This is a genomic window from Streptococcus salivarius, from assembly GCF_000785515.1.
Taxonomy (GTDB): domain Bacteria; phylum Bacillota; class Bacilli; order Lactobacillales; family Streptococcaceae; genus Streptococcus; species Streptococcus salivarius.
This window is the reverse complement of sequence record NZ_CP009913.1, coordinates 808,409-820,423: the sequence shown is the minus strand read 5'-3', so window position 1 is coordinate 820,423 and position 12,015 is coordinate 808,409. Positions and strand designations below refer to the sequence as shown.

Here is a 12,015-nt window from a genome sequence, read left to right as displayed (position 1 = left end):
AGTTTTAAAAAATAAAAACTAAAGATTTCTTGAAATACAGAGTGAAATCGTACAAATTGTAAAAATAATGTTCCTTGTAGCCTCTCCCAAATATCAAACAGTTTGATCAGGCTGAATATTTGATATAAAAATGTACTCTCATTCACTATCCTCTGTCATCTTGATAACACTACATGATTAAGTTAAGTTAATTACAAAAGTTAACTTGACTTAATTATTATTTTAAAGTATATTAAACTCAAGGAGGTAGCTAATGATTCAAATTGAAAATATTAATGTGTCTTACAAAGAGACATTAGCTCTGGATAATATCACCTTAAACTTGGAGGGACCTAGTATTACTGGGATTATTGGACCAAATGGTGCTGGTAAATCAACTCTAATTAAAGCATTAATTGGTATTATTCCTCACTCTGGAAAAATCCTTTTCAATAAACAACCTATTCGTCAGCAATTGAATCGTATTTCCTATGTTGCACAGAAGGCTGATATTGATTTTAACTTTCCGATTACTGTCAAAGAGTGCATCTCTCTAGGACTCTATCCCAAAACCAAGTTCTTTAAACGTCTATCTAAAAGTGATTGGTCTAAAGTCACAGATGCTTTAACACTACTCGGTCTAACTGATTTGTCCCATCGCCAAATAAGCCAATTATCAGGAGGTCAATTTCAACGTGTTTTAATTGCTCGTTGTCTTGTACAAGAGGCAGATATTATTTTATTAGATGAGCCATTCGTAGGGATTGACTCTGTCAGCGAAGATATTATCATGAACACCTTGAGAGAACTTAGGGACAAAGGTAAGCTTATTCTTATTGTCCACCATGATTTGAGCAAAGTTCCTCATTATTTTGACCAAGTTATCCTCCTAAATCGTAAACTGATTGCTAGTGGGCCTACTAATCTTATTTTTAATGAGGATAATCTCCGTAAAACCTACGGTAACAGTTTATTTTATAAAGGAGATGTAAATGATTTCTGAATTTATTGATGGTTTGCTAAATTTCCACTTCTTACAAAATGCTCTTATAACGGCTTTAGTTATTGGAATTGTCGGGGGTGCTGTTGGTTGTTTTATTATTCTAAGAGGGATGTCACTTATGGGTGATGCAATTTCACATGCGGTTCTACCTGGGGTAGCCATTTCCTTTATCTTGGGTATTAACTTTTTCATAGGAGCCATCATCTTTGGACTTTTAGCTTCTACAATGATTACCTATATCAAAAGTAATTCCATTATTAAGAGTGACACGGCAATTGGGATTACCTTTTCGAGCTTTCTAGCTCTCGGTATTATTCTCATCGGTGTTGCTAATAGTTCCACAGATCTCTTTCATATTCTCTTCGGGAATATTCTAGCTGTACAAGACATGGATATGTGGATAACGATTATCGTTTCACTTCTCGTACTAGCAACTATTACAATCTTCTTTCGCCCTCTACTCCTAACATCCTTTGATCCAATTTTGGCCAAGTCTATGGGAGTTAAGGTCACCTTCTACCACTACTTACTTATGGTTATTTTAACCTTGGTTGCTGTAACTGCCATGCAAAGTGTCGGTACTATTCTTATTGTGGCACTTTTAATTACACCGGCTGCCACTGCCTACCTTTATGTTCATAGCCTAAAAACAATGATTCTTCTCTCATCAGGATTGGGGGCTCTGGCATCTGTTCTAGGTCTTTTTATCGGCTATAGTTTTAATATTGCAGCTGGTTCGAGCATTGTATTAACGTCTGCTCTACTCTTTCTCATCAGCTTTTTCATCGCCCCAAAACAAAGTGGCATGAATAAAACTTCTAAACAATAAAAAATAGGATGAAAATAATATGAAAAAAATACTATCAACAATAGTACTACTACTTTTAGCGGTAGTTACTCTAACAGCTTGTACCAATAAACAAGGCAGTAACATGGATAAATTACGAGTCGTTACGACCAATTCCATTATTGCCGATATCACCAAAAATATTGCTGGAGATAAAATCACTCTCCACTCTATTGTCCCCGTTGGTAAGGATCCTCACGAATACGAACCTCTTCCTGATGATGTAAAGAAGACCTCACAAGCTGACTTAATTTTTTACAACGGCATCAATTTAGAAACTGGTGGAAATGCTTGGTTTACTAAGTTAGTCAAGAATGCTCATAAGACAGAAAATAAAGATTATTTTGCAGTTAGTGATGGTGTTGAGGTAATTTACCTTGAAGGTCAATCAGAAAAAGGTAAGGAAGATCCCCACGCTTGGCTTAATCTGGAAAATGGGATTATTTATGCTCAAAATATTGCCAAGCAACTGATTGCTAAGGACCCTAAAAACAAGACCTACTACGAAAAGAATCTAAAATCCTATACTGACAAACTTAGTAAACTGGACCAAGAAGCTAAAGAGACATTTAACAAGATTCCCGATGAGAAAAAACTGATTGTCACTAGTGAAGGATGCTTCAAATACTTCTCTAAAGCCTATGGCATACCATCTGCCTACATCTGGGAAATCAATACAGAAGAAGAAGGCACACCAGACCAAATCAAAACACTCGTGGAAAAACTACGCCAAACAAAGGTACCAGCTCTCTTTGTCGAATCTAGTGTCGATGAACGCCCTATGAAAACAGTATCTAAGGATACCAATATTCCTATTTATGCAAAGATCTTTACAGATTCTATTGCTGAAAAAGGGCAAGACGGTGATAGCTACTACAACATGATGAAATATAATCTGGATAAAATCACCCAAGGCTTGAATCAGTAAAAATCTCATCTAAGAAATATTCTGTATTCTTATGATAAATCTGTTATACTAAGGTGAGACTATTTTCAAAGGAAGAGAAATGACACCTAATAAAGAAGACTACCTCAAATGTATCTATGAGATTGGTACTGAAGAAGGTAAAATAAGCAATAAGGAAATCGCAAACCGTATGCAGGTGTCTCCACCTGCTGTGACGGAAATGATTAAGAAATTGATTTCAGAAGACCTCATCATCAAAGACAAAGTCAAGGGCTATCTTCTAACGAAAACTGGTAAAATCAATGTCGCTGAACTCTATCGGAAACATCGTCTCATCGAAGTCTTTTTGGTGGACCACTTGCAATATACTTGCGACCTAATTCATCAAGAGGCTGAAATTTTAGAGCATACTGTCTCTGATCACTTTATCAATGCCCTTGACCGCCTACTCAATTACCCCCAAACCTGTCCACACGGTGGGCAAATCCCCAAGTCAGGTCAGCTCATAGAGGAAATCTACAACCAGACTTTTACACAAGACCTAACTCCTGGAAACTATGTACTTCGTCGAGTTCAGGATCAAATTGATTTACTCCATTATTTGGAAACTGTCGGTCTTAAAATTGGAGTAACTTTTACCTTGAAAGGCTTTGACCCTTTTACACAACTCTACCGCCTGAATATTGATGGAAAAGAAATTCAAATTCCAGAAACTGTTGCTAGCAACCTTTATATTGAATCAAACTAAAAAAGCGAGGCTGATAAACACCCTTAGAAGTGTCATCAGTCTCACTTTTTTTACATTTGTTTCAAGCGTTCCACCCGTTCTGAAATCGGTGGGTGCGTATAAAAGAGCTTCTGCAAACCAGATTCCTTTTTAGGATCATTGATATAGAGAGCTGCGCTAGCATCATCTACGTGATGTTTCATCGGTTCACTATGATCAAGTTTAAGAAGAGCATTAATCATACCTTGTGGGTTACGTGTCAATTCGACGCTAGAAGCATCAGCTAGAAATTCACGCTGACGAGAAATAGCCAGCTGAACCAGGGTAGCTGCCAAAGGCGCAAGGATAATGGCAATCAAGGAAATAATGAGAAGAATAATCTCCAAGCCACTACTTCCATTACGATCATCATCATTACGACGACGGCCTCCACCCCAGAACATCATATTGCGAGCCATACCAGCTAGCATGGTGATCGCAGATGCCAAGGCTACTGCAATAGTCGAAATACGGATGTCATAGTTACGAATATGGCTGACTTCGTGCCCTATGACCCCTTCAAGTTCCTCACGATTCATAACTGCAAGAAGACCTGTCGTAGCAGCCACAGCAGCATTTTTAGGGCTAGACCCCGTCGCAAAAGCATTCATTGAAGGATCATCGACAATAAAGACACGTGGCATCGGTATTTGTGCCACCATAGCCATATCTTCAACCACATGATAAAGGTTTGGAGCGGTTTGTTCATCAACCTCTCGTGCACCATTCATAGCCATAACGACATTGGTTGATTGGAAAATCATGGTAACGGCATAGATAAAACCGATAACTAGAGCAAGAATCAAACCACCGAAGCCTGAACCTAACCAAAGATAGCCGACACCGTAACCAACAAGGCCCAACAAGAGGAAAAAGACCAGGAGCAAAAGCCAAGTCTTTCTCTTATTTCGAGCAATCTGATCAAATAACATATTAGTTACCTAGTCCACTGAAATCAACCTTAGGAACAGCTTTTTCTTCTTCAGGTGTTTCAAGGAATTCAGCAGCCTTAAAGCTAAACATTTTAGCAATAACATTGCTTGGGAATGTTTCCAATTTCACATTGTAGTTACTTGTCACACTGTTATAAAGTTGACGTGAATAGGCAATTTTGTTTTCAGTGTTCGTCAACTCTTCTTGAAGCTGGCTGAAGTTTGCACTAGCCTTAAGGTCAGGGTAACTTTCAGCTACCGCAAAGATTCCAGAAACCTGGCGTGTCAATTCATCACTAGCACGCATAGCCTCTGCTGGTGAAGTCGCAGCTGCTACTTGATTACGAAGTTCTGCTACTTTTTCAAGCGTTGAACCTTCGTATTTTGCATATCCCTTAACAGTCTCAATCAAGTTAGGAAGAAGGTCATTACGACGTTTCAATTGAACATCAATTTGACTCCATGCCTCCTTAGTCTGCATACGGCTTTTAACCAAGCCGTTATAACTTGCAATAACAAAAATTACAAGAACAACGATAATGGCAATAATAATCCAAATCATATTTTTATTCCTTTCTTGTACTGAAAAAGAGTCAATTAACCTCTCTTTCAAGTATCTTTGATAGTCTCAGTATATCAAATTTTCAGATAAAAGTGGTAAAATGTGAGTCGTTTTACAAAAAAAACTGGACAAGATGTCCAGCTTTTGTATTACTCTTTAGACGTGTGTCGTTTACCTTGGGCTAGGGCATCTGCTTCTGTCATTGTAACGACATTTGTTTTCTTGGTATTTTTTGGCATAGATAAAAAACACCCATTTTAATGGATGCTTCTTACCTACTATTTACCTGCTTTTTTACCTTGTTTTGTAAGGTAAACTGTAGATATACTTAGTGCTGCAGCAACTCCGACAAGAAGGAAGACCGTTGTCGTATTAGACTTACCTTTTTCTTTTGAAGTGCTAGCTTGGCTTTCAGAACTCTTGGCCACCTGTTTTGCCTCAGTTGCTTTATCAATACGAGCGACATTCTTAGGTGTGTCATCCTTCTTGCTTTCCGCCAATTCTGACAAATCACTGCTAATCTCTTTGGCAACACCTTCAGAGCTTGTAAGTGATGCCGCTTCTGAGGCTAATGTTTCAGAGGCCATAACCGCCATAACTTTACTTGCAATCATATCCACAGACTTCTCATTCAAAAGAGAATTATAGCGAATAGCTTCTGAGGCGAGCTGACTGCTTGTTACAGAGATTTTTAGGTCATTGTTATAAGCGACCTGACTATTTGGTGAGATGCTGACAACTTCAGATCTACGTGCTATTGTTGGAGATTCAGAAACTTTGACATCAACCTGACTTGTTGAACCTTTTTCAATAACTTCTGAAGAAACCTCACTTATCGGATCTTTTTGTGTGCTTTCTGAAGTTGGAGATTTCTCTGGGCTATCAGAAGTAATTGCTACGTCAACCTGACTAGTAGATGAAGCTACTGAAGTTTCCTCATTCTTTGGTGACTCAGAGGCTGGAGCGGTTGAGCTTGCCTCACTATTTGGTGTTTCTGAAACTGATGTCTCGGAGATCACTTCACTGTTAGATACTTCAGAAACTGGAGTGCTTGAACCTACCTCACTCTTTGGTGTTTCTGATGCTGAAGTTTCAGAAATTACTTCACTAGTTGATGCTTCAGAAACTGGAGTGCTTGAACCTACCTCACTCTTTGGTGTTTCTGAAACTGAAGTCTCGGAAATTACCTCACTGTTAGATACTTCGGAAACTGGGTCTGTTGAACTTTCCTCACTAGTCAATGCTTCGGAAACTGGGGCGCTTGAAGTTGCTTCACTTTTCGGTATTTCTGATGCTGAAGTTTCAGAAATTACTTCACTAGTTGAGGCTTCAGAAACTGGAGTGCTTGAACCTGCCTCACTCTTCGGTGCTTCAGAAACTGAAGTCTCGGAAATTACTTCACTGTTTGATACTTCAGAAACTGGAGTACTTGAACTTGCCTCACTATTTGGTGTTTCTGATGCTGAAGTCTCAGAAACTACTTCACTAGTTGATGCTTCAGAAACTGGAGTACTTGAACCTGCCTCACTCTTTGGTGTTTCTGAAACTGAAGACTCTGAGATCACTTCACTAGTTGAGGCTTCAGAAACTGGAGTGCTTGAACTTGCTTCACTCTTCAGTGCTTCAGAAACTGAAGTCTCGGAGACTGGATTATTGACAGGCTTTGGTTCAGGTTTTGTTGGAGAAACTGCTGAGACAGCCCCAACAATCGTCGCCTTATTGTCAATCGTATTATTAGATAAACGGATTTCTCCATTACCATTGTCACCCATCTCAAAGTTTTTGGTAATCACCGGCTCAGCCAAGGTATTCAATAGTTTATTATCATAGACATCGACATTCTTGATTGTTCCACGAACTTGTTGGAAATCAATGGCACCACGATGGAGCTTATAGAGGTCATTAGTTGTCCCTGAACGTAGAATGGTATTGTCATGAATCTTAATTCCAGAATCATTGAGGTCAAAATTGTGACCTGCAAAGACAGTGTTTACACGGATACCTGCTCCAGCAAAGACGTCCTTGATGAGGTTTCCTGAGATTTCATGCCCCTTACCACCAAAAATACCGATACCAGCCGCACGCCAGCCTGATTCAATGGTGTTGTTGAGGAATTTATTATTTTCCTCAGCTGCGGCATTTGTACCATCTGAAATACTTGACCAGATAGCTAAACCATCATCACCATTCCCACGGATATTAGAGTTTTTAACTGTTGAATTCTTGGTCCCTTGAGCAAAGTTAATACCATCAGCTAAGTTATTACGGATACGAGCATTTTCAACAACAAGACCGTCCGTATACTTCATATTCCCCGTCTGGTCGTAGTCTCCAATCCACATACCGACTTCAAAGTGCTGAACCCAGATGTCGTGAATTTTCGAATCCTTACCAAGTGTTCCCGAAATAGCCTTGTACTGTGCATCCTCGTTATAACGAGACGTCAAGTTGGAATCCATGTAAAGATTGCTCAACTCAATGCCATTACTATTATGACCGAAGACAATACCACCACCATAGCGTTTGTCACTTGTAAAGTGTAGTTGCGTATGCCAAACACCGGCACCTGAGATTTTTAGATTATCAGCTTCGATATTAACCTGTTTGTCAAAATTGAAACATCCTTCTGGAATATAGACAGATTTTCCGCTGGCTTTAGCTTCTTCCACAGCCGCAAGTAGGGCAGCAGTGTCATCACTATCATCATTGGCAGATGCACCCTTATCCAAGATACTGATACTATTTTCACCTTGGGCAACAGGCACTGGAGCCTGTTCTAGCTCAATAAAGTCAATACCGTAAGGGACATTGTCATCTTTCTTCTTAACTAGAGAAATCTTATCTCCAGATTTCAATTGGATATCCTTTAGGAGAAGACGTGTCTCATCAAAACGAAAACGTGCACTGGAACCATCAATGGCTTGATCATACTCATGGTCCCCTTTAAGGTACTGCCATGCTGAGTGAGATGACAAATCAAGATTACCAACGCTTGAACCATTGACCTGCACATCCAACTGACCTGATGCACCATCAGGTATTGTATAACGGACATTCAAAGCATTGGCTGGCTCAGTGACATTAAAAGTAACTGCCGCATCCTTTTTAGGAAGCTCAACATAAGTTTGGTTAGTCGCTTCCACAGCCGTAGATTCCATGTCCGTTGACTGTTGAATTGTAGCTCCATTTTCAACACTTGCATTTTCTGCCTCATGAGTCGTATAAGGCATTTTTGCACCGTAACCATCTGTGCTGTACTCCTTGGCTTGACCTTGGTCCTCAGTCGCATTGGTTAAGACATTTGCTGAAGTTTCTTGAGTTTGAGGGTTGCTTGCCTCAACCAATTGATCAATGGTCGGAGTCTGTTCAGCTGCTTGAACAGTTGTTACCTGAGGCTGAACTGGAGCAATATTAGCAGGCTGTGACGCTTGCACAGTCTCAACTGATGCTGGTTCGGAAGTCGCCACTTGTGCCCTTGAGGCTGTTTGAGGTGTCTGTGCCTGATTTGAGGCATCAGTCAAATCACCAATCGATTGTGCCTCATCAGCCTGAGCTGCTTGCCCATTGGCAAGAGCCATAAAGCCAATCAAAGCTGATGCTGCCCCAATGGAATATTTACGGATGCTGTACTTTGGTTTCGTTTTTCTTTCTTTAAACAAGTCTATTCTCCTGATACTTTTTTTCACAATCTCTCTATCTTAGGACCAAGCCGTCCTTTGAAAGAAAATAAAGATTCCCTCATATTAAATATTGTTAATAATGCTGTTGTTTTTCTTATTAAAAACAAACCAAAGTAAATTATAAGGGATGAAAAAGTAAAAAAAAAGGCTAGGCTATCCATTTTAACAAGGCCTTAACAAAATTGTCATATTAGAAAGTTCAGTCATTCACGTCTAAATTATAGTCTAAAAATGTCGCACAAAAAGGTGATTTCTTTCACGTGTAAGAAAGAAAAGACTCTAAATTTCCATAAAGGCTTATTTAGCAAGAGTTATCGGCCAAAACTATCAAAATGTTTTAAATCTGTTTTCTCAGATTTCTGTCAAACGTTTGACAGTCTTTTTTAATTTTCCGCTTCAAAGTATTATTTTCCGAATGTTTTAGTATTACAAATGTTAAACACCCAAAAATAAAAAAAAGAGACAATAATCTGTCTCTGATTTTTCAAAAAAATAACTAACCTAACTAGATTTTACGATAACATTGCCTCTAGTTCTTCAAGCGACAGACCAGTCACATCTGATACCACTTCTAGAGATAAGCCTTTTGAGAGCATCTTACGAATCAACTCTAAACGCTCCTCATGACGACCTCGTTCCAAACCTTCTTCACGCGCTTCATCAATTGCTGTCTCCATAGTCATGTCATAATTTTCTTGAATACGTATGCGTTCATCAATCATCGCCTTTTCCTCCTATCGGTTGGCTCTTACGATAACAAACCATCTAATTCTTCAAGCGATAGACCAGTCACATCTGAGACAACTTCTAGAGATAGGCCTTTTGACAGCATCTTACGAATCATTTCTAGTTGTCCCTCATAACGACCTCGCTCTAGTCCCTGCTCTAACCCTTTCTCTATACCTTCTTCACGCGCTTCATCAATTGCTGTTTCCATGGTCATGTCATAATTTTCTTGAATACGTATGCGTTCATCAATCATCGCCTTTTCCTCCTGTGTCCAGCTGGATGAATCCAGTAATGAATCGGCATGCGTGACCGCGTGACTAGGTGCCATTGAAAATGGGAGATTTCCAAAGAACTCTAGCCACTGCCGCCCTTCATCCCTAATATGCTTATCTTTATTATACTTATCCAACTCTAAAAAGGCAATCTGAAGAAGGTTCTGCTGTTTCCCATCCTTATAGTAAGCATTCAAAGGCCTCCCCGTCCTACTATTGGCCATCCAATAAGTATTAATCGGGGACTCCTCATCTGGCAACAAGGTCTTCTCCAAGATAGCAATACCATAGACCGGCTCCATCTGCTCATACATCTTATGCGTCTGCCCTTGTTGACGTAAGTGTTGCACATTTTCTACTAGCTGGTTAGCCAAATAATAATGAAAACGATTGAGAAAATAATGCTGCTTACGCACCTGAATCTCAATGATAACCTCGGTTCCATCATTCAACTTGGCTCGAACATCCACCGAGGTTGAAAAGAGCTCATCCTCATCAAAGTCCTTTTTATGAAGCTGTGTCCCCTCCAAAATCTGAGCATCCACAACATCCAAATCCAAAATATCTCGAATAAATGCCACCGTCACCTCAGGCAGGCTAAAAATCTTCTTAGCCATGATATCCAGGGTCGGTGAGACATGCTTGTGTCTTTTTTCCATCTACTTCTCCTTAAGAAAAATAGAGGGTTGGCCCCTCTACTTCTATCTATTCGGAAAAAGCAAATGAAAGCTTGCAACTAGCCCTTAAATGCTTCCACAAAAGCCTTGAGTTCTTCGTCTGCTTCTGGTGTCGTTCCATGAAGTTGGCCAAGCATGTCAAGAAGGGACGCTGTCTGACTTTCAATCGTCGCATTAGTCTGATTAATCTTAGCCACAATCTCTGTCAAGGGCTCCACTTCTTCTTCCTCAAAGGTATCCACATAACGAGGAATATTAAGGTTGTAGTCATTTTCCACAATCTCTTCAAAGCTAGCCAGATGGGCGAACTTGTCCATATCCTCACGGCTCTTATAGGCATTGAGAATCTTCTCAATATGGGCATCCGTCATGATGTTCTGATTTTTCCCCTTATCAAACTCCTTAGAGGCATCGATAAAGTAAACATCACGATTGGTGCGGTTCTTTTTCAGAATGATAACCGTCGTCGGAATACTTGTGTTAAAGAAAATATTAGCAGGCAGACCGATAACCGTATCAATAGCACCTTCTTCTAACAAAGCCTTACGAATAGTCCCTTCGGCATTACCACGGAAGAGCACCCCATGAGGTAGGACGATGGCCATAACACCATTGTCTTGTTTCAAGTGATAGTAACCATGCAAGAGAAAGGCAAAATCAGCCTTAGACTTAGGAGCTAGTTTCCCAAATGGTGAGAATCGAGGATCATCCATGAATCCTGAGCTAGCAGACCACTTGGCTGAATAAGGTGGGTTCATGAGAACACCATCAAAGTTAGTTGGCTCTTGAGTTGGCCAATCCTCGTCCAAGGTATCAGCGTTGTGCAAAAACTGATTTTCAATCGGCACACCATGCAGAATCATGTTCATACGTGCCAGGTTATAAGTTGAGGTATTCAACTCTTGACCAAAGTAAACCACGGTCTGGGGTTGACGTGAATAACGTTTGGCATTAAGCAAGAGCGAGCCTGACCCCATTGTCGCATCGTAGAGGGTAAAGCCTTGCTTGTCCTCACGACCTAAAAAGGCAATCTGGGTCATGAGTTTGGCAACAGGTTGCGGTGTATAGAACTCACCAGCTTTCTTACCCGAATCCGTCGCAAACTGACCAATCAAGTACTCGTAAGCATCACCAAGCATGTCACCAGCATGACCTGCCACATCTAAGACAGCCAACTCTTTCATCACAGCCGCAACCGTCTGGTTCTGCTTTTGAGGAGTCGCCCCAAGTTTCTTAGAGTAGAGGTCGATGTCTTCAAAAAGATTTTCATAAAGCTCGTCACTCTGCTCAATATCACGGAAACCCTGAGCCAAGTCCTCTAGCTGGAAGCTTCCATCATTCACTCGCTCCACCAAGGCCGTAAAGGTCAAGTCAGGATGAATGGCATAGCTCATCTCATCAGTGATAACCGCCAAGAGGTCCTCGTGAGTCTCCTCATCCTCATAGTATTTACGATAGACTGCCAGTGCCTCCTCCAAGCTTTCTGTCTCTTCCTCCATGGTCTCTGCCACGAAAAAGAGCATCTTGTCCGACAAATACTTGTAAAAGACCATACCCAAAAGATAGGACTTGTAATCGTTGGCATCCATCTTAGAGCGGAGCACATCCGCTGAGTTCCACAGGGCTTGGTAGAGCGACTGGGAAGTTTGTGTTGTTTCCAT

Annotated in this window: 9 protein-coding genes and 2 pseudogenes; 4 read left to right on the top strand and 7 right to left on the bottom strand. The window is 40.4% G+C overall.

Translation table 11 applies throughout. The features are described 5' to 3' along the window. The first annotated feature begins 253 nt into the window (after positions 1-253). The 4 genes from SSAL8618_RS04135 to SSAL8618_RS04120 all read left to right on the top strand — a co-directional run bounded on the left by SSAL8618_RS04135 (position 254) and on the right by SSAL8618_RS04120 (position 3,484). Positions 254-982, top strand: coding sequence for a metal ABC transporter ATP-binding protein (locus SSAL8618_RS04135; RefSeq protein ID WP_038675724.1), 729 nt, complete (start codon positions 254-256; stop codon positions 980-982). Further along, positions 972-1,811, top strand: coding sequence for a metal ABC transporter permease (locus SSAL8618_RS04130; RefSeq protein WP_038675723.1), 840 nt, complete (start codon positions 972-974; stop codon positions 1,809-1,811). The genes SSAL8618_RS04135 and SSAL8618_RS04130 overlap by 11 nt, the downstream gene beginning before the upstream one ends. A 19-nt stretch (positions 1,812-1,830) precedes the next feature. Further along, complete coding sequence (locus SSAL8618_RS04125) at positions 1,831-2,757, top strand: metal ABC transporter substrate-binding protein (RefSeq protein WP_037600902.1); 927 nt, start codon at positions 1,831-1,833, stop codon at positions 2,755-2,757. Positions 2,758-2,836: 79 nt separating this feature from the next. Next, positions 2,837-3,484 (top strand): metal-dependent transcriptional regulator, encoded by a 648-nt coding sequence (locus SSAL8618_RS04120; protein ID WP_022496818.1) that lies wholly within the window; start codon positions 2,837-2,839, stop codon positions 3,482-3,484. A gap of 50 nt (positions 3,485-3,534) precedes the next feature. On the opposite strand, the gene htpX is transcribed toward SSAL8618_RS04120, so the two are convergent. The 7 genes and pseudogenes from htpX to SSAL8618_RS04090 all read right to left on the bottom strand — a co-directional run bounded on the left by htpX (position 3,535) and on the right by SSAL8618_RS04090 (position 12,015). Continuing rightward, positions 3,535-4,434, bottom strand: a complete 900-nt coding sequence (gene htpX / locus SSAL8618_RS04115) for a zinc metalloprotease HtpX (RefSeq protein WP_038675722.1) — start codon at positions 4,432-4,434, stop codon at positions 3,535-3,537. 1 nt (position 4,435) lies between these two features. After that, positions 4,436-4,996, bottom strand: coding sequence for a LemA family protein (locus SSAL8618_RS04110; RefSeq protein ID WP_002884070.1), 561 nt, complete (start codon positions 4,994-4,996; stop codon positions 4,436-4,438). Between the two features lie 149 nt (positions 4,997-5,145). Beyond that, positions 5,146-5,238, bottom strand: a pseudogene (locus tag SSAL8618_RS10920) (streptodornase); the annotation flags it as partial. 36 nt (positions 5,239-5,274) lie between these two features. Beyond that, on the bottom strand, positions 5,275-8,655 hold the full coding sequence (locus tag SSAL8618_RS04105; RefSeq protein WP_038675721.1) for a YSIRK-type signal peptide-containing protein: 3,381 nt from the start codon (positions 8,653-8,655) through the stop codon (positions 5,275-5,277). 533 nt (positions 8,656-9,188) lie between these two features. Beyond that, positions 9,189-9,410: pseudogene (locus SSAL8618_RS04100) on the bottom strand (Rpn/YhgA-type helix-turn-helix domain-containing protein); the annotation flags it as partial. A 14-nt stretch (positions 9,411-9,424) separates the two neighbouring features. Further along, positions 9,425-10,336 (bottom strand): Rpn family recombination-promoting nuclease/putative transposase, encoded by a 912-nt coding sequence (locus SSAL8618_RS04095; RefSeq protein ID WP_038675720.1) that lies wholly within the window; start codon positions 10,334-10,336, stop codon positions 9,425-9,427. Positions 10,337-10,413: 77 nt separating this feature from the next. Then, positions 10,414-12,015 (bottom strand): type I restriction-modification system subunit M, encoded by a 1,602-nt coding sequence (locus SSAL8618_RS04090; RefSeq protein WP_004182750.1) that lies wholly within the window; start codon positions 12,013-12,015, stop codon positions 10,414-10,416.